We start from the raw sequence: 23,148 nt of genomic DNA on the forward strand, positions 1-23,148 counted from the left end.
AGTCCTTACAGCTTTTTAACTTAAAGATGAATTGGAGTAGTTTATTTTCAAACATAAAAACGGATGGCGCGAGCGTCTCACTCGTGCCCTTCGTCATTATTTAAAGCACAAACGAGACGTTTGCGCTATCTTATACTGACCTTTATAAAAACCTATTGCCTATGTCTACGCAAAAACCACATCCAAGTATTGCTTCCCGCACATCCAAAATGGGAAAGAAAAAGAAAATCGGTTTGGTTGCCCACGATTATCGTAAACGCGATTTGATCGATTGGGTTGATTATAACCGCGGAACTCTAAAAAACCATGAACTTTACGGCACCGGAACCACTGGTGGTTTGATTGAGGAGAAGCTCGGACTTGAAGTCCACCGCTTTATGAGTGGACCGCTGGGCGGAGATTTACAACTCGGAGCTGCCATTGCGGATGAAAAACTCGACATCCTCATTTTCTTTTGGGATCCGCTACAGGCCCAACCCCACGATGTGGATGTAAAAGCGCTCCTTCGAATTTGTGTAGTGTACAATATTCCACTGGCTTGCAACCGGTCATCGGCAGATTTTTTGATTTCATCCGAACTGCTGGAAAAACCGTATGAACGATTTATTGTAGATTATGGAGAGAGATTGAGGAATTTGAAAACGGAGGAATGATGAATAGCGAACAGGGATTTTAGAATGCAGAAGTTTAGTTCATTATTCGGAATTCCTTGTTCAATATTCGATATTCATTAACCACAAGCTTCTATGGTTTCCGAAGTTAAGATGAGAATATTAAACAAGGCTATTCTATAGGTATTTCTTTCGGATTTCATCCCATGATCTACCATTGAGCTTATCTTCTTCTAACGACTCTAATCGACTTTTCAGAATGGTTTTATGATGGTTCGGCACTTCAACCTGACCGGGATCTGAAGCAATAGAATCCCACAAAGCTTCCACCAACATTATTTTTTCATTTTTGCTGAGTTGAGATAACTCTTTGATTAGTGTGTCTTCCATAGCATTTTCGTTAAATTCATAAACAATTTGGGTAAAAAGTAGTTTGTATGCAATTGTTGGATTTGGAATATAAACAGCTATAAAATTCTGCTGGCGTACAATCGCTCCTCGGTAGATTTCCTAATCTCTTCCGAACTACTGGATAGACCGTATGAAGTTTTTTTGTGAATTATGGTGAGAGGTGATATGAATTTGAAGATGGAGGAATAAAGAATAGCGAACAAGAATATTAGAAATCTTGTTTAATAGTAGTTTATTATAGATTGAGATTCTTACACTTTATTTGACTTTGCATAAATCGAAAAAACATCTCAATATTTATATATCAAATAATTTAATTTTCAACCATAGAGTATTTAACGCATGTCAGAGTATGGCCAAAAAATTGGTGAAAAATTTCAAGAATACTATCCTCAACTAATCCATGAAAATGATCGTGGATCAGTAATTATAACATCAGTTATTTTAGAAGAGACTCTCCAAAAGATGTTAAAAAAAAACCTTATTCCTTCACCTGGCAAAAGTGATGAATTGTTTAAATCACCGTATGCACCTCTAAACAATTTTTCAGCTAAAATTGATATGGCTTATCGTGTAGGTCTCATTCGCCATCATATTCGTTCCACTCTACATTTAATAAGAAAAATTAGGAATGATTTCGCTCATTCTAAATTAGTAGATGGATTTGAATCAAACGAAGTAAAGAGTCGAATCAATGAAATATTTAAACTGAATCAGAATATATTGGACACAGTTTGGGGGATTCTAAGAGATGATCTTTCAAAACATTTTTTAGATCATGGCGATAATGTTTTAAAAAGTGAAGATGGCTTAAAATCATTGGTTGAAATTTTAGATTGGAGAGGGACATTTGATTTACTTGCTGCGATAACCTGTGCAGGATTAAATTTAGCAGTTGATGAAATAATACCTCTAAAGCCTCTCGATAAAGAATCAGCTTAATACATAATTTTTATGAAAAATTATTTCTCTACAATTCTATCCATCCTCACTATCACCGCCCTCTTAACCGGCTGCGCCACCACTCAACCCGAAATCACAAATAACAACTTTAACAGCACGCTTTGGGTTCAGACGGCGGCGGAGTATGAGGCGAATTCTATCCAAGCTTATAACAGTGCCGAAAGTAACATCGATATGGCTCTGAGGGATAAATCGTGGACGGCAGCGTTGGAGCAGGGATCGAATTATTCACTGCTTCCTCCAGCTATTATCCTGGATATCGATGAGACGGTGTTAGATAATTCTCAGTACCAGGCTCAGGCGGTTTTGGACGGCACAGGATTTAATCCAGAAACCTGGGATGAGTGGATTGCGATGGAATCTGCGCCGGAAGTTCCTGGGGCCGTTGATTTTATCAATGGTGTAGAAAAACTGGGAGTGGAAGTCATTTATATCACCAATCGTGAATGTATGGCGAGAACCGACGGCGGACCAGAATGTCCCCAGAAGCAGGATACAATTGACAACCTGTTAAAAGCCGGAATTGAAAAAGCAGATCCGGAACACATCATGTTGAAAGGCGAAAAGCCGGACTGGACTTCCGAGAAAAAATCGCGCAGAGAAGAAATTGCCAAAGAGTACCGAATCATCATGCTCTTCGGCGATGATCTTGGAGATTTTCTGCCAGATGTGAAAAACAATATTACCCCGAAAGAGCGGTCTGAACTGGTTGAAGAATACAGCGAGCACTGGGGACGTAAATGGTTTATCCTGAGCAACCCCACTTATGGTTCCTGGGAGAGTATTTTGAGTGATCCGAAGTCGGAATATCTCAGGGGTATCGAATAGAGTTCCATCCGTGTTACTTTTGTACCGTCAAAAGTAACCAAAACCTCTTAGCTGTGATTGACGCCCATACTCATATTGATCAATACGGCGATGATCTGCCGAAAGCTCTCGCCCAAATCAGGAAATTTTCCATTCGCACACTGGCCGTTTCGATGGATATTCCATCCTATCGAAAAACTCAACAAATCGCCGACGAAGAGCCATTGATTATTACTTCGTTTGGCATTCATCCATGGAAAGCTCCGGAATATGCAGATCGGTTGGATGAACTTGCTGAACCGTTGGAAAACGCAAAAGCAATTGGGGAAATCGGACTTTGTCACCGGTTTGTGGATGATGAATCCCAGTATCCGGCGCAGCGAACTATCTTCAACTATTTTTTGGATGCGGCTGAACGAACCGGCAAACTGATCAATCTTCATACATCAGGAGCCGAAGCCGAAATTTTAGATGGATTGGCGGGACGCAATCTTTCGGCGATTATCATTCACTGGTATTCGGGTCCGCCAAAATTGGTTCGGGATTTTCTCGACCTCGGAGCTTATTTCACCATTGGAGTGGAAGTTCTTCAATCCAAAAAAATCCAGAAACTCGCCAAAGAACTGCCGACAAATCGCATTCTCACAGAAACGGATAATCCCAGCGGCTGGCATTGGCTGAATGGTGAGACCGGATTTCCGAATTTAATAGAACCTGTGGAAAAGAAAATTGCTGAAATTCGGGGAGTTTCAAGAGCCGTTCTTTCGGAAAATATCTGTTTAAATTTTAACAGGCTTATGCAAGCGGGTGGGCTTTCTCAAAAATAACAGCCGTTCAATCCTTCCTTAAATATCACTTCTTTTTACACAAATAGGTTGCAAAAACACCGTCGTTCATTTCTTTATTCTCGATGGCGAATCCTGTCCGTTCCAACAGTCCTTCCATTATCCAATCATACGTTGAAAACTCTTCACCAAAATGTTGTTCAGCATCTTCTCTGAGAAAATCCCCTCCAGCCACTTCCTGCTGATCAATAAATGACTGAATAGTTTCCACCGGGCTTTCAGTTCCAATCACAACATCGCGTAAGAAAAGGGTACCTCCTTGTTTTAACATCCGGAACATGCGTTGCAAAGCCAGACCTTTCCAAAAATCCGGCAAGTGATGAAATGCCAAACTGGTAACGATAGTATCAACGGGCTCATCCTCATGCTGGTAGGTTAAAAATCCTGCGTGGAAAAATTCAATATTGGTTCTTCCCGATTTTTCCACTTTGGTTTGTGCAAAATGGATCATAGGCTCTGAAACATCCACAGCGATTACTTTTGTACAGCGGCTAGCAGCCTGGATGGCAAACGCACCTGTACCGGATCCAAAATCGATAATTACATCGCTCTTTTTAAGATTGATAGCTTTAAGAATAGCTTCATTTTCCTTTTCTACATCGCGAAAATCGGAGTGAGTGGAATCGTAAACATCTACCTCTTCCTGGCGGGTGTAATCTTTGCCCACCTGTTTAAATTCATTGTACTGCCATGAAAGATTGTTATGCATTGGTTTCTTAATCTTTTCTTTTTTACCGAACTCGTTTTGCAATAAAATCTGCTTTTTCTTCGAGAGTTGGTTCTTCATTTTCTACCTCTTTGAGGTGTAATTGTATTTTCTTTTCCTCTTCACCTGACTGAATAGCGTCCCAGGCTTCGCTCGTAACAATCGCCTCCAGGTTTTCGAGCCGACGTAAAATCCGTTGTTGCTGCTCTTGGTGTTCATTCAATGTCTTGAGGAGTTCACGAGTACTCCCTTCTAAATGAGAAGCGGATGAATCCAGATTCTTTTGAAGGTTTGACATCTTTTTCTGGCTTTTAACACTATAAATAATGATGCCAAATATCAGCAAGGTTGTAATCAGGCTAAAAGCCAGTACAAAAAAGGGCATATTTTATCCATTGAGTTTTGTTTAGCGAAATGTACTAAATAGAATGTTTTCCTTACAGCTAAAGATTCAAAAGAAGTTTTAATCCGGCCAATGAGGAATCATTATTTTCAGCGACAGAGAATAGACGGCAAAAAAGAATAAAGGGGCTATAAAATGAGCCGGGTATAAATCCGCTTCGTGATAAAGAGGATGAATGGCAACCAGTGGCACAACCACAAAAATCATCAATACAGAAAACCACACAAACTTTTTCAATTGAAACAGTAAAACAGCTATAGCAACTATAAAAAGAACACCCAGAAATAATACTATTAGAATAACCAGAAACATTATTCTCCCTGGTAGAATCCATAAAATGAATGCTGATGTCCAGGAAAAATGGATCTCAATATTTAACAACGATTCAAGCTGTATCAGCTTTTTCTCGTGAACAGGTTTGCCTTTTACTTCAAATGTTTCCATGGATATTTTTTTAAATAGCACGAGTATTTCTCGTTCACCACTGAATTCTGTTTTACTTTTATTCTGATAATAAATAAAAGCACTTCTCAATTGTATTAGAATAATCTTACACATCTCGATTCACGAGTGATAGTTAGTATCTTGCTTATAAAGAAACGATCTAATAAGCTGTTAATGAACCTTCTCTCTCATTCAAAAAGCCCGTATTTACTGCAACACGCTGAAAATCCAGTAAACTGGTATCCGTGGGGAGATGAAGCATTTACTAAAGCCAAAGAAGAAGACAAGCCGATTTTTCTCTCCATTGGTTATGCCACCTGCCATTGGTGCCATGTAATGGCTCACGAAAGTTTTGAAGATGAGAAAGTGGCCCAATTGATGAACGATACGTTTATTAATATTAAAGTAGATCGTGAAGAGCGGCCCGATATCGACCATACATACATGACGATCTGCCAGATGATAACCGGGCAAGGTGGTTGGCCATTGACAATCGTTATGACCCCGGATAAACAACCATTTTACGCCGCCACCTATCTTCCAAAGACGTCGCGACAAAATCAGCCCGGAATGCTCGACTTCGTCCCTGCAATCAAAAAAGCGTGGGAGAATGACTGGGAGAATGTCTTGCAATCAGCTGAAAAGATTAAGCAAGGCTTTTCAAAAACGCTTGATTTGGGAAAACAGAAGGGATTACTGCCTGAAGATCTTGCAGATCAAACATTCAGGGAACTGGAAAAACGTTATGATTCTGCAGAAGGTGGTTTTTCATCCGAGCCGAAGTTTCCGTCTCCACACAATCTTCTTTTTTTGTTGAACTACCATAAACTAACCGGGAATGCAAAAGCCTTGGAGATGGCCCACCATACTTTGCGAAAAATGCGTCTTGGCGGATTATGGGATCACATCGGCTTTGGATTTCATCGCTATTCTACAGATCACAAATGGCTGCTGCCTCATTTTGAAAAAATGCTTTATGATCAAGCCATGCTTTTGCTGGCATACGCTGAGGGCTGGCGGGTGACCAAGGATCCACTTCTTAAAAAAACAGCTTATCAACTTGTTGAATATGTGGATGATTGCCTGACCTCCAAAGAGGGAGCCTTCTACTCTGCCGAAGATGCGGACAGCGAGGGTGAAGAAGGAAAATTCTATGTTTGGAAAAATCGTGAAATTGACGCTGTTCTCAGTGAGTCGGAAGCAACTCTGTTTAAACGACTTTTTAATATTGAGGAAGAAGGAAATTTTCACGATGAAGCCACTCAGAAGAAAACAGGCAAGAACATTCCTCACCTCAATCGGTCCCTTACAGATGAAGCAGAGAAATATAAAATCCCGGCTGAAGACCTGATAAATAAAACTGAAGTTGTTCTCAAAAAACTGAGAAATAAGAGAGACGAACGAGTCCGCCCACTGCTGGATGATAAAATTCTGACGGACTGGAATGGCCTGATGATTGCAGCTCTTGCCAGGGCCGGGGTCATTTTCAATGAAGATTCGTTTATTATGAAGGCCAAGAAAGCTTGGTCTGTGCTCGAAAAAAAATGTTTAAAGGCAGACTGTACTCTCCTGCACCGGCTGAAAGATGGCGAAGCAGAAATTGAAGGAATGGCGGATGATTACGCATTTGTGATTTGGGGATTAACGGAGCTGTACGATGCCTCATTTCGCCCGAAGTATCTGCAGCTTGCTGTTGATATTCAAAATCGTTTCGACAAGAATTTTAAGGATTATGAATTCGGAGGCTATTTCTTTACATCGTCGCAAGGGGAAAAACTTTTGGGCCGACAAAAAGAAATTTATGATGGAGCCATTCCCTCTTCAAATTCGGTAGCGGCTTTAAACCTGGTACGTTTATCGAGGCGATCTGGCAAACCAGTGTTTGAAAACAGGGCAATGAAAGTTTTTAGCACTTTTTCAGACCAAATCAAGGATGCGCCCACAGGATATACATTTGCCGTACACGCTTTTCAGATCTTGCAATCAAAACTAACTGAAGTTGTCATCACCTCGCCAAAAGGCAATAGCATTCTCGACAAATCGGTTGAAATTTGCAGGGAACTTACATCTTTAGGTTCCGCCATTATCATTAAAACCAACAAGAATGCGAGAAGGCTGCAAGAGGTTGCACCTTTTACAGAAAATTACCCGGTAAAAGACCTTCTCATGATCTATGTGTGCGAAAATTTCCAATGCAAAGCACCGGTTCATACTCTTCCAAAATTAAAAATTCTGCTTGCCGGGTAGAAAGCTCTTCGCCTGAAATACTCCCCGTTTTCCTCTTCAGAGATTCCGAACGCCGGAACCTCGCAATAGCTTCATGAAGCCTCTCTGTCCAGTTGAATCCTGAACAAAAACTCTTTGTTTTATAACATACATACACGAACTTGAAAAAATGAACGGCCTGAAATCTTTCAATCTACCATGACAAATAGCGGAAACGGATACGTAACCTATACTACGAACAATAATATTGGAACGATCGAATTCTATCATCCGAAAGGAAATTCATTACCGGGAAATATTCTTCGGCAGTTGGCTGACGCGATTACAAAAGCAGGGCTTGATGATAAAAGCAATGTCCTGGTTATAAAAAGTGGCGGGGAGGGTGCTTTTTGTGCCGGTGCTTCTTTCGACGAAATGAAGAAAATCAGCACCGAACAAGAAGGCAAAGATTTTTTTATGGGATTCGCCAACGTAATTAATGCCATGAGAACGTGTCCCAAAATTATCATCTGCCGGGTTCACGGAAAAACTGTTGGTGGAGGAATCGGTATTGTTGCGGCATCTGATTTTAGTATAGCACATACAAAAGCTTCTGTTCGGCTGAGTGAAATCTCGCTGGGAATTGGGCCTTTTGTGGTGGGGCCTGCAGTGGGCCGAAAGCTCGGAAAAGCTGCCTTTTCCACCCTCGCGTTTGATGCAAAGAACTGGTACGATTCGGAATGGGCGTTGCATAATGGTTTGTACAATAAGGTTGTAGATACGGTGGAAGATCTTAACTCTGCTGTGGATGAAATTTCATCAGACCTGGCTTCTGCAAATCCGGATGCGCTCACTCAAATGAAAGATATTATGTGGCAGAGCACTGGCCATTGGGGCCCCACACTTGAACAGCGTGCAGAAATCAGCGGACGGCTTGTCCTTTCAGATTTTACGAAAAACTATATTAAGAGCTTTGAGGAAAAGTAAACTTATTTGCCAGCGGGACCACAACTCTTACGAATAAGAAGTTCCGGTTTCAGGTTAACGTGCCGGACTTCCGGGTCTTTCTTCTGGATTTTGTCGATCAGCATAAGGGCGGCCTGTTCACCCTTTTTGTATGTTGGTTGTGCAATCGTTGTCAAAGGAGGAATCATATACCGGGAAATCGGGAGGCCGTCAAATCCCACAACTGAAAACTGATCTGGCACACAAATGTCATTTTCATACAAAGCAAGCAGGGCGCCCATTGCCAGTGTATCGCTTGCACAAAATACTGCTGTCATTTCAGGAAATTTTTCAATCCAGCCCAACATCGTATCGTGTCCGTCATGTTGCGAGTAACTTCCCACAACCGTATGATCTTCAGTGGGTTTCAGCCCTGCATCAAGCATGGCATCCCGGTACCCCCTCATCCGGTGTTCTGTTTCTTCCACATTTTGGTCGCCAAACATCCCGCCAATATTTGTATGCCCCAAATTTGCAAGATGCTCAACAGCTTTATAGGCACCGTCGTAATTGTCGACATCCACAGAACATATATCGGGATATTTTGGATTGTGCCCGACCAGTACGATCGGTATATCTTTATCCGTGAAGGTATCTAAGGTAAACTCTGTCACTTCTTCGTTCAGGCATATTACGCCGTCCAGGTGATGTTCATTCAGTATCAGATCATGCAGCTCTTTATTCATATCTGCGCTGTAAAAAGAAAGGCGAACGTAGTAACCGCGGCGAATACATTCTTCAAAAATTCCGAGATAGAGAAGTGTCCAATAACCGTTTCCCAAACTCTCTTCTCCAAAAATTCCGGACAGCACCCCAATTTGATATGTACTGCTGGTTGCAAGACTGCGAGCAACAGAATTTGGGCGATAGTTGTATTTCTCCACAATGTCCATCACCCGATTTCGGGCTTCGTCACTCACATTGGGATGATTATTCAAAACCCGTGAAACGACCGATCTCGATACATGAGCAAGCTTGGCAACTTTGTCGATATTTAATCTTTCCATACTTCTCAATTATCCGTTGAACCCTTCCCCATTTTTCAGATTCTTTAATCAGGTAACTGTTAAGGTATGAAATAAATTGCGCACAGTTAATCAGATTGTGTGACCTGAATCGTAACACTTCTGCCTGATCGACCCTGGGAATTAAAAATTGCAAGAGTTACTGATTCTGCACCCGAAACATCAACTGGCCTTGTATAAATATCAGATTGTGAATTAGGTGTATCACCGCTCAACTCATATCGAATGTCCAATCCGGGAAATGCACTGTTAGCCTTGAGCATACCTTCTTCGATAACAGCTCCGGGAACCGGAATACGATAATTTATATCCCTAAAATTGTCAGAAAGTCTGTTTAATTCAAATTGTCCAAGCCGATTTGCAAATTCATTCCATGCTTCATCACGTTGGGTTTCTCTTTGAGAAGCATTTTCAATATTACCCCAGGACGGATTTCCAACCCAGGCTCTTTCAGCCAGGCCTAACAGCCGGGGAAGCACCATAAATTCCCACCGATGAGGCTCATTCACCGTTTCAGACCATAGTTGTCCCTGAATACCGAGAATATTTTCTCTTCCCGCATCCGTCAGCTGAATGGCATCAGTATAATTTTCCGGGCTAACAGGATTGCCATAATTATCATGATCGGCATTTTTGTAAAGATCATACGGGATGAATGAATAGGTGTCTTTGGTTTCAAACATAGCCGCCCAGTAGAAACCCGGTTCCTGCCATGATTTGTTATAAGCCATATCCAAATAAAGGTTGGATGCGTTAGACATGACTACCTTATAACCGGCATTGGCCAGCATGTACGCGTAGTCTTCTCTTCCCGAACCCCAATTGCTTGACCAAACGTAGGGAACAACGGATTCCATATACCCGGAAACATCTTTGGCACTTTGATGATCTTCTCCAAGCCCCACCTCTTCCCAGCCAGCCATATTCAATCCACGATCTTCGAGCATACTTTCAAGACGGTCGAAAAAGTGGCTAAACAGATTATCTACACTTTCAATGGAGTGCTCTTCCATATATTGGGCACACGCAGGCGATTCTTCCCAGGCTCCCTCGGGAACTTCATCGCCGCCAACATGAATCATATCCAAAGGCGCATTGGCTTCTTGGTGCAGGGCAATGATTTCATCAAAAACCACACTCATGAAATTGTATGTCGATTCCTGGCAAACGTCCATTACATTATCATCAAAACTTTGGACGGACAAATATTCAGACTCATCTTCCGGATGAATAAGACGATACATCGCCGCTTCATCTGCCTGACCAAATTCCTGCATTCGGCTGAATCTAACCTCCATCGCCTTGATCGCTGCACGGGCGTGTCCCGGCACATCCACTTCAGGGATCACTTCGATATGGCGGCCATTCGCAAACTTCAGAATTTCGATGTAGTCATCGCGGGTATACCAACCGCTGCCAAACGAGTTGCCGGGAGTAGGGTCCGGACCGGATCCATAAGCCGGGTGCAAATACTTCTCTTCGTTATCCGAATGTCCCCGGCGTCCGCCCACTTCAACCAGTTCCGGCAATGGATCTATAGCAAGCCGCCATCCTTCATCATCCGTCAAATGAAAGTGGAATTTATTCATCTTATACATACCCATAATATCCAGAAGGCGTAATACACTCTCTTTCGACTGGAAATTCCGGGCTACATCAAGATGCATTCCCCGATACTTAAATCGCGGATAATCCTCGATCTGAACGGCTGCCACTTCTAAATTATCATTATTTTGGTTTGAAAAGAGCGACCGAAGGCTTTGTATCGCATAAAAAATCCCTGTATTTCCCGGAGCGGTAATTTCAATTGCCTCTTCTGTGATTCTCAAATTATAGGCTTCATCTCCATTGGAATTATCTGGATCCAAATTCAGCAAGATGCCCGAACCATTCCACTCTCCTTCAAGGGATTCTATAGAACTCTCAATATTAAACTCATCTTCAAAAATTCGACTGAGAATCCCGGCTTCTTTCGAAAAATCTTCAGCGTATGTGATGGTTGCTCCGTTACTCAACTTATAAGCCCCATTTCCATTTTCTACAGAGACCGGCTTCGGGGTAATTTTACCAACCTGATTTTGAGACAGTTCTGTTAATTTTTCGTTTTCCTGATACCTGCTTTCAGCCGTCGGAATTTCAAGATTATCATTCGGATTTCGATGAATCTGTTCCTCTTCATCAAACGATAAAACTTCAACGTGCCTCACGGTTTCAATATGATCTTCAAACACAAAATAAAATCCCTGGGGAGCATCTGTCTTTTTGATGGAATGAAAACTCGCTTTGTACTCAAAAGTTCGGCTTTCTCCGGAGGGAATAGCTTCAAAATCATTGGTGGGTTCCAGCTTGAAATAATCGCCGCTGATGTGTGTTGCCTCAAACTGTGGCAAAAAACTTTCCGAATCGAGTGCCCGGATTGAATTGAAATAGAGAACCCAGTCATCAGCGGAAAATGCTTCATCACCCGTATTGTGGAATGTCAGGGAAGCACGAAATTTGTTGTCTTCTTCAAAGTTGGAAAGAAGGTTCCAGGTAATCTCAATTGAAGAGTCGCCTATATTTAAAGTATGGGCATATTGATTGGAATTTGAATCTTCAGTTGAGCAGCCGGATAGCAACAGAATAGCGATTACTGCAAAACTCGTGTAGGAGTTCAAAGAAAAGATGTTCATAGTAGTCAGTAATTGTGAAGTGAATTCAAAAAATATTTGCCTGCCAGCCTGAAAACTACGCAGTTTGTTTACTCATACTATCAATCTTCAGCCACATAAAGGCGGCAGCCCCAAGAATCGCTGTTTTCTCCCCGCTAATTTCCGAAAGTTTTATCTCTACCGTTCCTTTATAAATATTCAGAAGGTTTTCTTCCATGTATTTTTTTGTCGGTTCAAGAATCAATTCTTTGGAACGGGATAGTCCGCCGGTAAGAACAATCAACTCCGGATTTAGCAAGGCAACAACGTTAGCCAGTTTTTTTCCTAAAAACCGGCCGGTAATATCAAATGCGCGAAGGGCCAGTTCATCCCCTTCTTTAGCTGCCTTTGTAATTTTCTTTGCGGTAAGTGATCCGTTTTCAGAAAACTGTAAAATCGATTTGTCGTATTCGCCGCTGGCAAGCAATTCATTGGCTGTGTTTACAATTCCGGTGGCCGATGCATATGTTTCAAGACAACCTTTTCGTCCACATCCACAATCCCGTCCCTGGTCGGCTACAATCGTATGGCCAAGCTCGCCTGCATGTCCGCGAGATCCAAGCACAAGATTTCCATCAACAACCAATCCACATCCAAGGCCGGTCCCCAAGGTTACTACAAGAAAATTATTCTTACCCTGGGCAATACCAAAAAGCATTTCGCCTACGGCAGCAGCATTGGCATCATTTGATATGGAAACCGGAAGATTAAAAAGGTCGGAAAGTAAATTGGCCACGGGAATTTTTCTCGGCCAGTTCAGATTCGAGGCGTTGTCGATGGTGCCGTTCAAATAACTGCCGGTAGGTGCGCCAACACTTACACCAACAAGATCATAGCCAGCTCCAAGAGCCGCCATCATCTCTTTTATCTGTTCGGTAACAGACTCGAAAAACGTCTCGTAGCGAATATTTGAATTTGTTGGTATGGATTGATAGGCGAATAATTTACCTTCGCGACTTACCAACCCAAATTTAGTTTCAGTACCCCCTAAGTCAATTCCCGCAACTAGCTCCATATCATGCTCTTATAAATAGCTTACCATGTTGCACGAAGTTTTTCTTCAGCAACGCAATTAACAGTGAAAGTTTAAATTATTGAATCAAATAATACTTCTCTAAAATCTTGATTAATCCCCTAAAAGCAAATTAATAGTAGCTTGTTTTTATTTTTTGGAACCGATTCCAAGCAGCACTCATTCCTTTAATAGTTATATTATTGTACTGAACAACTAAGCGTTAAACCAACTACCTGAAATCTACCATCGATGAAAAACTTACACGAAAAGTTGAATTCGACTGACAAGCGTCTGCGCTATTACGAAAACATTCCGACGGTTATTTATGAAGGAAGCTCAGAGGCTTCGCTGGCCATTGCACAAGAAATTGCAGAACTGATTAAAGAGAAAGAAAAAAAGAATGAAAAAGCTGTTTTAGGACTCGCAACAGGCTCCACACCGGTTGCCGTTTACGATGAGCTGGTCCGAATGCATGAGGAAGATGGACTGAGCTTTAAAAATGTGATCACGTTTAACCTTGATGAGTATTACCCCATCAAACCCGATTCTTTGCAGAGCTATGTCCGGTTTATGCACGAGCACCTTTTTGATTCGATTGATATTCCTGAGGACCAGATTCATATTCCGGATGGGACGGTTTCTGAAAATGAAATTTTTGATTATTGCGATCAGTATGAAGCTAGAATTGAAGAAGCCGGTGGTATTGATATTCAGCTTTTGGGGATTGGGCGAACCGGCCATATCGGGTTTAACGAACCCGGATCAAGACCAGATTCTATAACCCGGCTCATTACACTGGACAAAATTACCCGAAAAGATGCCGCCAGTGATTTCTTTGGCGAAGAATATGTTCCCCGCCGGGCAATCACCATGGGCGTAGGAACCATCATGAAATCCAAAAAAATTATTCTGATGGCCTGGGGAGAAGGAAAAGCCAACATCATCAAAGAAACCGTTGAAGGAGACATCCAGGAAAGCATTCCGGCTACTTATCTTCAGAATCATAAAAACACAACCATTGTGCTCGATCAGGCTTCATCAGAAAAGCTGATGCGAATCAATACGCCCTGGCTGCTCACTTCCTGCAAATGGGATGAAAAGCTGGTTCGAAAAGCGGTCGTCTGGCTCTGCCAAAAACTGGACAAGCCCATTCTCAAACTTACGGATGAGAATTACAACGAAAACGGGATGGCAGATCTCATCACTACACAAGGACCCGCATACAACATCAACATTAAGGTGTTTAATGAGCTGCAACACACCATTACCGGATGGCCGGGCGGTAAACCGAATGAGGATGACAAGTATCGCCCTGAACGACGAGAGCCATTCCCAAAACGCGCTATTGTTTTTAGTCCGCATCCTGATGATGATGTAATCTCTATGGGAGGAACTTTGATCCGGTTGGTTGATCATGGGCATGAAGTTCATATTGCCTATCAAACATCCGGAAATATTGCTGTTTTTGATGATGACGTGGTTCGATTTGCCGATTTTGTTCTTGATTACACCGAAGCATTTGATATGAAAGAACAAAAAGCCGAAAAACTGTTTCGAAAAGTCAATGATTTTCTGAAATCCAAACAGCCGGGCCAGGTTGATTCGCCTGAGGTGAAGAAAATAAAAGGACTTATTCGCCGCGGTGAAGCTAAAGCCGGAGGACGCTACTGCGGAGTTCCCGATGAAAATATGCACTTCATGGAATTGCCGTTTTATGAAACCGGCCGGGTGAAGAAAAAACCCATTTCAGATGAAGATATTCAGATCACGGTTGACCTCCTGAGGAAAGTGAAACCTCATCAAATTTACGCGGCCGGTGATTTATCTGATCCGCACGGAACCCACCGCGTTTGTTTGACCGCCATTTTTGAAGCGCTTGACGTGGTTAAAAATGATGATTGGGCGAAAGATTGCTGGGTATGGCTCTACCGGGGCGCATGGCAGGAATGGGATGTAAACGAGATAGAAATGGCCGTTCCCCTCAGTCCGCTTGAACTGCAACGAAAACGCCGTGCAATCTTCAAACATCAATCACAAAAAGACCGGCCACTCTTTCCCGGGTCTGATACCCGAGAATTCTGGCAACGCTCTGAAGATCGAAACCGTGGAACGGCTAAGGTTTATGACGATCTGGGGTTAGCCGAATATGAAGCCATCGAAGGATTTGTTCGATACCATTTTCTTTGACCCGAAAGGCCTCCTTCCATATCAGGAGGCCTTTTACTTTTTCTTATAATGAATGATGGGAAGTTCTTTCAGTACCTTCGCACTATATTCCGGCGTAATATCCCGCTGAGGCGTTCCAAGCATTTCATATCCCACTCTGAATTTTTTAACGGTTGCCGAACGTAACAACGGCGGATAAAAATGCATATGAAAATGCCATTCGGGATGTTCTTTTCCATCCGTTGGCGCAGGATGAAATCCGGCTGAGTAAGGAAAAGACACCTCAAACAGATTATCGTATTTGATGGTGATTTTTTGGATGATATCAGCCAGAGAATCTTTTTCTGATTCGGTCATATCCGTAAATCGCCCAAACGGACGCTTGCTGATCAAAAGCGTTTCAAAGGGCCAAAACGCCCAGAATGGAATCAAAACTGCGAAATCATCATTCTCAACTACGATTCTTTCATTCTTCTTGAGTTCAAGATTTAGATAATCAGAAAGAAGAGTTCTCGTATTTTTTTTGAAGTGATCTGAAAACTGTTTCAACTCTTTGGCCGGTTCATCGGGAATGGTTTGTTGTGCCCAAATTTGTCCGTGAGGATGCGGGTTACTGCATCCCATAATCTCGCCTTTATTCTCAAAAATCTGCACGTAATTAATATACTCTCTTTCGCCGAGTTCTTGGTACTCTTTTGTCCAGAGATCCACCACTTCCCGGATCTGTGAGACCTCCATTTCCGGCAACGTCAAATCATGGCGCGGAGAAAAACAGATTACTCTGCAAATTCCTTTTTCTCCTTTTGCGATGAGCAGATCATCCTCATTTGAAACCTCAGATGGAGTGTCCGGTTTCAGAGCACTGAAATCATTTGTAAAAACAAACGTGCTCTCGTAATCGGAATTTTGTTTGCCACCAGCCCGCGAATTTCCGGGACATAAATAACATGCCGGATCGTATTCAGGTTTTGATTCACCCGCCTGATCTTCGGTTTTTCCCTGCCACGGACGTTTAGTCCGATGTGGGCTCACCTGTACCCACTCTCCGGAAAGAATATTGTATCGGCGATGAGGATGGTTATTCAAATCGATGTTCATATCTCTTTAACAGATCTCGCTGACTGATCCACAAGATGTGTCCCTCCTGAAACTTTGGCCTGATAAATTTTTGTTTCCTTACCGGTTCTCTCATGATAACGTTCTGCAATTTGTTTCTTGAAAGATGCGAGATGAGAATCTTCAACAAGATTGATTGTACATCCGCCAAATCCTCCTCCCATCATTCGGGAGCCGTATACACCTTCAATAGATCGGGCTTCTTCTACCAGAATATCCAGTTCCTTGCAACTAACTTCATACTCATCTTTTAATCCCATATGGGAGGCATACATCCGTTGCCCAAAAGAAACCAGATCTTCGTTATTAAGATCCTTACAGGCATCCAACACCCGTTGATTTTCTTCTATCACGTATTTACACCGTTTGTAAACAACAGGATCAAGTTCTTTTTGATGACTTTGTAAGAAAGAGAGTGAAACATCTCTCAGGTTTTGTATGGATGAGTCAAATTGCTGTAAGACTTTTACACCTTCTTCGCACTGCGAGCGCCGGATATTATATTCGGATGAAACCAGTTCTCTCTGCACTTGGGTATCACAAAGTACAATGTGAATATCATCAAACTTAAACGGGTAAAACTCATACTCCAGCGAACGACAATCCAGCTTCATTGCATGGTCTTCTTTCCCGTTCAGGCTTACAAACTGATCCATAATCCCACATTGCACACCCACAAATTCATTTTCTGCTTTTTGGGCAATTTTAGCCATGTCTTCAGGGGAGATGTCCAATTCAAAAAGTTCCGTTAATCCGTACAACACCGCTCCTTCCAGAGCTGCAGATGATGACATTCCCGCGCCTATGGGAATATCCCCACCAAATGCACAATCGAAACCGCTCACCTCATATCCATGATGTTGCAATTGATCGACAACTCCCAGCAGATAATTTGGCCATCCTTTCTCTGATTTTACAAGTGGCTTTGTGATATCCGCTTCCCAATAATCGTCCAGATCAACAGAAAACAATTTGGCTTTGTCTGAATGGTTGTCGGAAATGGCAAGATAAATCTGCTTATTAACGGCGGCCGGCAAAACGAATCCATCATTATAATCCGTGTGTTCGCCAATAAGGTTAACCCGTCCGGGAGAATTTATCAGTATATAATCATCATCAAAACGATTTTGAAATTCTCGTTTGACTCGTTTGGCTAATTGGTTCATCAATAAATCTTCAATTCAATTTGTTTACCAGAATACTGCATAGAGCACAGCTACCAACATCAAGATCACATATGAACCAATGTTAAATGCCGAGTCTGTTTTAAACGTTTCTGCGGTTGTATGAATAGCTTTCGGGTCTTCATTGTATGGATTGGTTGTCAAACTTACCCCAACAATAATGACGATCGTCAGTATCAGCGTGTAATACATTTGATCCAGGAAGGGTAGCCCAAGTGGAGCCAGTTTTAATATCAATGCAATAATGATCGATCCCAAGACTCCGTAAATTGCTCCTTTGGTTGTTGTCTGCTTCCAAAAGAGTCCCATCAAAAACACTGCTAAAATACCAGGACTTACTAAGCCGGTGTATTCCTGGATATATTGAAACACCTGCGGAACCGACTGGAGCTGCGGAGCCATAAAAATGGCAATGAGTAATGCAATGGTAGCTGTAATTCTTCCCATATTAACCGTTTGCTTATCTGTAGCATTTTTGTTGATGTACGGGAGGTAGATATCCATTGTAAAAATAGTGGCTACCGAATTCAGCATAGAAGCCAGAGAAGAAACGATAGCTGCGGCAAGTGCGGCAACTACCAATCCCAAAAATCCGGGTGAAAGGAATACTTTCATCAGCCAGGGATAGGCATTATCGTATTCAATGCTTCCATCCGGATTTTGAAAGACATCAATAATTCCCGGAATCTGCGCGGTTCCATCCGGCTGTGTATAAAGCACATAAACGATGATGCCGGGAATTACAACAATCAGAGGAATGATCAGTTTAAGGACAGCGGCAAAAATAATTCCTTTTTGGGATTCCTTTAACGATTTTGCAGCCAAAGTGCGCTGGATGATATATTGATTGAATCCCCAGTAGTAGAGATTTGCCACCCACATTCCTCCAATCAAAACGGCGATGCCGGGCAAGTTTTGAAACTCCGGATTGGACCGGTCAAGAATCATATTAAATTTATCACCGGCTACTTCATAAATGTGCTGAAATCCATAAAGAATTCCGCCTTCGGGGGTTACGTGATAAAGCGCAACAAGAGTTGTTACGAGACCTCCCAGAACCAGCAATCCTACCTGAAGAACATCTGTCCATGCTACGGCAGCCAATCCTCCATATAACGAATAGGCAGCAGCAATTAAAGCTAAGCCAATCAGGGCATAAATCAGCAGACTTCCATCTCCTGTTCCCATAATGGTGTCAATGGCTTTGGCCCCCAAGAACATGACGGTAGTGAGGTTAACAAAAACAAATAATCCGATCCAAAAAATTGCTAAAATCGTCTTCAATGTGGTATTGAAACGTTTTTCAACGAATTCAGGAATGGTATAAAGTTCTTTCTCAATGAAAATGGGAAGCAGGTATTTACCCACAATAATCAGCGTTACGGCTCCCATCCATTCGTAGGTAGCAATGGCAAGCCCCACGGCAAAACCCGATCCCGACATCCCAATGATCTGTTCAGCCGAAATGTTTGCCGCAATTAATGAGGCTCCGATTGCCCACCAAGGGAGGGATTTCCCGGCTAAAAAATAGTCTTCTGCATTTTTTTGATGCCCCTCTTTATCCCGAGAGACCCAAAGCCCAATTCCAATAATGAGAGCACAATACAATGAGAAGACAATGGTATCAAGTGCTGTAAAGGTCATATGATTTAATAAAGTTCTAGCTCCAAAAAAAGTAATTGAGATATGTCCAATACCTTATTTTAGAAAGATCCAAATGTTATCGATAACATGCAATTTTATGTATCGGTTTTTATAAAATTTGAGACAAAATATATGCGTCGGAAAAATCATCCTGTCCGCTACTCCGTTGAAAATTTGTAAATGGACAAGGAGTGATAAATTTCTCCGGGATTTAATACCGTGGATGGAAAATCAGGATGGTTCGGAGAATCCGGAAAGTGCTGGGTTTCGAGACAAAATGCTGTTCGATGTGTGTACGGCTGGCCTTCTTTTCCAGTATCCGATCCGTCCAAAAAATTCCCTCCGTAAAATTGAATACCTGGTTCCGTCGTAAAAACTTCCATCGTTCGTCCAGAAGCCGGATCCGTTACTTTTGCAGCTTGCGTTAATTTCCCCGGTTGTTCTTTGTCCAGGATAAAATTATGATCATAGCCCTGACCATACTCAAGCTGTGTGTTATCTGCAGAAAGATCTTCTCCAATTGCTTTTGAACTTGTAAAATCAAATGGCGTCCCCTCCACTGCTGTCATTTCTCCGGTGGGAATAAGTGTAGAGTCTACCGGGGTGTATTTTGAACCGTAAATAGTTAGTTCATGCTCATTGATGGTTCCGCTGGCCGCCCCGCCCAAATTAAAAAATGCATGATTGGTCAGGTTGATGGGAGTCGGGCTGTCTGTAGTAGCTGTATAATCAATTTTCAGCTCATTTTGAGGAGTCAATGTATATTTTACTTTTACGCTCAAATTGCCGGGATATCCCTCTTCTCCATCTTCAGAGAAATAGGTCAATACCAAATGTTGATCGTCTAATTGACTGGCATCCCAAACCACGTTATGAAATCCGCCGGGACCACCATGCAGGTGATTTTGTCCGTTGTTTGTAGCCAATGAGTAGGTTTCCCCATTCAAAGAAAACTGCCCTTTTTGAATCCGATTTCCATACCGGCCAATGAGAGCTCCAAAATAAACCTCATTCGCATTTAAATATCCGTCAATACTGTCAAATCCGAGGACAATGTCATCATATTCTCCATTTTTATCCGGAGCCAGCCAACTGACGATACGTCCCCCGTAGTTGGTGATTCCAACTTTCATCCCTTGTTGATTTTGAAGGACAAACAGATCGGTCTGCCGACCCTCTATCTCGGTCTGAAAATTTGATTTCTGCACAGGTAATGAGGTTTTAATTTTGGTTTCATTTTTGTCTGAAGAACTCGTACAACTAGCCATTAAAAACCCCATCAATACAATTTGAAGTGGTAAAATATACTTGAGAAACATGTTTATAGTTATTTTGCATTTATATTTGGTAAAATCATCTGTTCAAAATTTTTTACGATTTACTGAAATTTTATTTCCTAAACAGAATCCATCAGTGGTTTCGTGAAAAAGAATAAGGGTAATCACTTTCCTGAATTCCCCGTTGTTTGTTGGGCTGTTTAGCCATCTCGATGTCTATAACAGCTCCTTTCATCAATTCCTTAAAAGAAAACCAGTTTTTGGTATAAGTTTTTCCATTCATCTTCATGGATTGGATATATCTTGTCTCCGATGAATTGCCGTGAGCGTTCACGGTGATTTCGTTTCCATTTTCCAGTTCCAGCGTAATCTTCTCAAACAAAGGAGAGCCAATTGCATATTGATCCGTTCCCGGTGCCACAGGATAAAATCCCATCGAAGAAAAAACATACCAGGCCGAGGTTTGCCCATTATCTTCATCTCCCGAATATCCATCCGGAGCAGGAGAATAGAGCTTGTCTAACACCTCGCGAACCCAATGTTGAGCTTTCCAGGGCTGACCTGCATAATTATAGAGGTAGATCATATGCTGAATCGGCTGGTTTCCATGAGCATACTGACCCATATTCACAACCTGCATCTCCCGTATTTCGTGAATGACTTGTCCGTAATAGCTTTCGTCGAACTTTGGCGGAAGAGTAAATACGGAATCCAGCATCGCTATAAACATATCCTCTCCTCCCATTAAATCGATGAGTCCCTGGGGATCATGAAAAACCGACCATGTGTAATGCCAGCTATTTCCTTCGGTAAACGCATCTCCCCATTTAAACGGATTGAACGGGCTCTGGAAACTTCCATCTTCGTTCTTACCGCGCATCAGTTTTGTTTCCGGATCAAAAAGATTCCGATAGTTTTGGCTCCGCTCCGCAAACAGATCTATCTCTTTCTGAGGACGGTCCAGCGCTTCAGCCAATTTGTAGATCGTAAAATCATCATAGGCATATTCCAGGGTACGGGCTGCATTTTCATTCACACCAATATCGTAAGGCACATATCCCAATTCATTATAATAATCAACGCCGGCACGCCCTACAGACTCCAGCGGCCCTTTATTTTCTGAATTTTTGAGGATCGCTTCATAAAGAGTTTCAATATCAAATCCGCGAATACCTTTGAGATATGCATCCGCAATAATAGAAGCTGAATTCGAACCAATCATCACATTCCGATGGCCGGGACTGGCCCATTCCGGCAACCATCCGCTCTCTTTATAGGTGTTGACCAGTCCTTTCATAAACTTCTGATTCATCGACGGATACATCAAATTAAAGAAAGGAAAAACCGCTCGAAACGTATCCCAAAAACCATTATCCGTAAACATATAACCAGGTAATACCTCTCCATTATACGGGCTGTAATGAACCATTTCTCCATCTTTATTGAACTCGTAAAACTTTCGGGGAAACAGTAATGTTCGATATAAACTTGAATAAAACGTCTGTTTTTGAGCATCCGTGCCTCCCTCAACCCGAATACGGTTCAGTTCTTTATTCCAGACGGTTTTGCCCTCGGTACGAATCGCTTCAAAACTCTTCTCTCCAATTTCACGTTCCAGGTTCAATTCAGCTTGTTCCACACTGATGAATGACGAAGCCACTTTCATATGAATTTGCTCACCTTTTTCAGTTTTAAACCGAACAAGTCCGCCTACGTGATCTGCTTCTTTTTCAAGCGACTCGAAATCTATGGTTTCATCCTGCCAGGATGCCGTTTCTTCAAAATCCTTATCGAAGGCGATTACAAAATAGTTGTGAAAGTTTTCCGGAACGCCTCCGCTGTTTTTCCGGGAATAGCCGATAATTTTTCTCTCTTCAGGAATCACTTTTATGTGTGATCCTTCATCGGCGGCATCAATTACTACGTACGAACTATCAGATTCAGGAAATGTAAACCGAAACATAGCTGCACGATCCGTTGGCGTAACCTCCGTGAGCACATCGTAATCCGCCAAATAAATACTGTAATAATGGGGTTTGGCGATTTCGGCTTTATGTGAAAACCAGCTGGCTCGATCATTCTGTGTAATGGCCAACTTATCGGTCACCGGCATGACGGCAAACTGTCCGTAGTCATTCATCCAGGGACTTGGTTGCCGGGTTTGCTTAAACCCGTTGATTTTATACGCATCGTAAGAATACATCCATCCACTTCCCATTTCTCCTGTTTGAGGACTCCAGAAATTCATCCCCCATGGCCTTGCAATCGCCGGATATGTATTGCCGTTTGAAAACTTAAATTCTGAATCGGTGCCCATCAACGTAGTTACATACTGGACGAGATCCTCCTCCTGATTTTGTGATAACACCAAACTGGGGAATAGCAAGTAACTGAGAAGCCCTAAAAGAAATATCTTTTTCATTTTATTAGAGTATAACTCATGATTACTGAGACCTTTAAAATTGTGACTGATATCATAAAAGAAGTGTCTCTTGATGCCTGAAAACACTTTATTGTCAATTATCAAAGTAGCAATTTCTATTACCTCAATCTTCATTTCTAAACTATTTATTTGACATCGATAACAAATTTAATGTTCATTTTTTCAGGTTTTTTAGTTTTTAGTTAGAA

At 42.1% G+C, this 23,148-nt stretch carries 19 protein-coding genes; 7 read left to right on the forward strand and 12 right to left on the reverse strand.

Features of this window, described 5'->3' with window-relative positions; all coding sequences use genetic code 11:
• Positions 1 to 161: 161 nt before the first annotated feature.
• Positions 162 to 653, forward strand: a complete 492-nt coding sequence (locus L0B18_RS18475; RefSeq protein WP_234573420.1) for a methylglyoxal synthase — start codon at positions 162 to 164, stop codon at positions 651 to 653.
• A 135-nt stretch (positions 654 to 788) separates the two neighbouring features.
• Here L0B18_RS18475 and L0B18_RS18480 read toward each other — a convergent pair whose 3' ends face one another.
• Positions 789 to 1,001, reverse strand: a complete 213-nt coding sequence (locus tag L0B18_RS18480) for an addiction module protein (protein ID WP_234573421.1) — start codon at positions 999 to 1,001, stop codon at positions 789 to 791.
• A gap of 363 nt (positions 1,002 to 1,364) precedes the next feature.
• On the opposite strand from L0B18_RS18480, the gene L0B18_RS18485 reads away from it, so the two are divergent.
• The 3 genes from L0B18_RS18485 to L0B18_RS18495 are packed head-to-tail and all read left to right on the forward strand — an operon-like array spanning position 1,365 to position 3,619.
• Positions 1,365 to 1,964 carry a hypothetical protein gene (locus tag L0B18_RS18485; RefSeq protein ID WP_234573424.1) on the forward strand — a complete coding sequence of 200 codons (600 nt, stop codon included), beginning with the start codon at positions 1,365 to 1,367 and terminating at the stop codon, positions 1,962 to 1,964.
• A 12-nt stretch (positions 1,965 to 1,976) separates the two neighbouring features.
• Complete coding sequence (locus tag L0B18_RS18490) at positions 1,977 to 2,813, forward strand: 5'-nucleotidase, lipoprotein e(P4) family (RefSeq protein ID WP_234573426.1); 837 nt, start codon at positions 1,977 to 1,979, stop codon at positions 2,811 to 2,813.
• Positions 2,814 to 2,866: 53 nt separating this feature from the next.
• Entirely contained in the window at positions 2,867 to 3,619 is a 753-nt protein-coding gene (locus L0B18_RS18495) for a TatD family hydrolase (protein ID WP_234573427.1), read from the forward strand.
• Positions 3,620 to 3,644: 25 nt separating this feature from the next.
• Here the strand turns inward: L0B18_RS18495 and L0B18_RS18500 are convergent, their stop codons facing one another.
• The 3 genes from L0B18_RS18500 to L0B18_RS18510 all read right to left on the reverse strand — a co-directional run bounded on the left by L0B18_RS18500 (position 3,645) and on the right by L0B18_RS18510 (position 5,190).
• Positions 3,645 to 4,346 (reverse strand): class I SAM-dependent methyltransferase, encoded by a 702-nt coding sequence (locus tag L0B18_RS18500; protein ID WP_234573430.1) that lies wholly within the window; start codon positions 4,344 to 4,346, stop codon positions 3,645 to 3,647.
• Between the two features lie 22 nt (positions 4,347 to 4,368).
• Positions 4,369 to 4,728, reverse strand: coding sequence for a hypothetical protein (locus tag L0B18_RS18505; protein WP_234573431.1), 360 nt, complete (start codon positions 4,726 to 4,728; stop codon positions 4,369 to 4,371).
• Positions 4,729 to 4,806: 78 nt separating this feature from the next.
• The gene (locus L0B18_RS18510) at positions 4,807 to 5,190 is read right to left on the reverse strand and encodes a hypothetical protein (protein WP_234573432.1); all 384 of its coding nucleotides are present in this window, start codon (positions 5,188 to 5,190) and stop codon (positions 4,807 to 4,809) included.
• 174 nt (positions 5,191 to 5,364) lie between these two features.
• Between L0B18_RS18510 and L0B18_RS18515 the strand changes: the two genes are divergently transcribed.
• Positions 5,365 to 7,437, forward strand: coding sequence for a thioredoxin domain-containing protein (locus tag L0B18_RS18515; RefSeq protein ID WP_234573433.1), 2,073 nt, complete (start codon positions 5,365 to 5,367; stop codon positions 7,435 to 7,437).
• A gap of 177 nt (positions 7,438 to 7,614) precedes the next feature.
• Positions 7,615 to 8,382 (forward strand): enoyl-CoA hydratase/isomerase family protein, encoded by a 768-nt coding sequence (locus L0B18_RS18520; RefSeq protein ID WP_234573434.1) that lies wholly within the window; start codon positions 7,615 to 7,617, stop codon positions 8,380 to 8,382.
• Between the two features lie 2 nt (positions 8,383 to 8,384).
• On the opposite strand, the gene L0B18_RS18525 is transcribed toward L0B18_RS18520, so the two are convergent.
• The 3 genes from L0B18_RS18525 to L0B18_RS18535 form a co-directional block, all read right to left on the reverse strand.
• Positions 8,385 to 9,407, reverse strand: coding sequence for a LacI family DNA-binding transcriptional regulator (locus L0B18_RS18525; RefSeq protein WP_234573435.1), 1,023 nt, complete (start codon positions 9,405 to 9,407; stop codon positions 8,385 to 8,387).
• An 86-nt stretch (positions 9,408 to 9,493) separates the two neighbouring features.
• Entirely contained in the window at positions 9,494 to 12,097 is a 2,604-nt protein-coding gene (locus L0B18_RS18530; protein ID WP_234573436.1) for a family 20 glycosylhydrolase, read from the reverse strand.
• Between the two features lie 55 nt (positions 12,098 to 12,152).
• On the reverse strand, positions 12,153 to 13,130 hold the full coding sequence (locus tag L0B18_RS18535) for an ROK family protein (RefSeq protein WP_234573437.1): 978 nt from the start codon (positions 13,128 to 13,130) through the stop codon (positions 12,153 to 12,155).
• A 249-nt stretch (positions 13,131 to 13,379) separates the two neighbouring features.
• On the opposite strand from L0B18_RS18535, the gene nagB reads away from it, so the two are divergent.
• The gene (gene nagB / locus L0B18_RS18540) at positions 13,380 to 15,317 is read left to right on the forward strand and encodes a glucosamine-6-phosphate deaminase (RefSeq protein WP_234573438.1); all 1,938 of its coding nucleotides are present in this window, start codon (positions 13,380 to 13,382) and stop codon (positions 15,315 to 15,317) included.
• 33 nt (positions 15,318 to 15,350) lie between these two features.
• On the opposite strand, the gene L0B18_RS18545 is transcribed toward nagB, so the two are convergent.
• The 5 genes from L0B18_RS18545 to L0B18_RS18565 form a co-directional block, all read right to left on the reverse strand.
• Positions 15,351 to 16,394, reverse strand: coding sequence for a UDP-glucose--hexose-1-phosphate uridylyltransferase (locus L0B18_RS18545; RefSeq protein ID WP_234573439.1), 1,044 nt, complete (start codon positions 16,392 to 16,394; stop codon positions 15,351 to 15,353).
• Positions 16,391 to 17,578 (reverse strand): galactokinase, encoded by a 1,188-nt coding sequence (locus L0B18_RS18550; RefSeq protein ID WP_234573440.1) that lies wholly within the window; start codon positions 17,576 to 17,578, stop codon positions 16,391 to 16,393. Before L0B18_RS18550 ends, L0B18_RS18545 begins: the two co-directional genes overlap by 4 nt.
• Positions 17,579 to 17,602: 24 nt before the next feature.
• On the reverse strand, positions 17,603 to 19,240 hold the full coding sequence (locus L0B18_RS18555) for a sodium/sugar symporter (protein WP_234573441.1): 1,638 nt from the start codon (positions 19,238 to 19,240) through the stop codon (positions 17,603 to 17,605).
• A 158-nt stretch (positions 19,241 to 19,398) separates the two neighbouring features.
• Positions 19,399 to 20,448, reverse strand: coding sequence for an aldose epimerase family protein (locus tag L0B18_RS18560; RefSeq protein WP_234573442.1), 1,050 nt, complete (start codon positions 20,446 to 20,448; stop codon positions 19,399 to 19,401).
• A gap of 202 nt (positions 20,449 to 20,650) precedes the next feature.
• Positions 20,651 to 22,939 (reverse strand): GH92 family glycosyl hydrolase, encoded by a 2,289-nt coding sequence (locus L0B18_RS18565; protein WP_234573443.1) that lies wholly within the window; start codon positions 22,937 to 22,939, stop codon positions 20,651 to 20,653.
• Positions 22,940 to 23,148: the final 209 nt, after the last annotated feature.

Origin of the sequence: Rhodohalobacter sp. 614A (assembly GCF_021462415.1) — a bacterium.
GTDB lineage: Bacteria > Bacteroidota > Rhodothermia > Balneolales > Balneolaceae > Rhodohalobacter.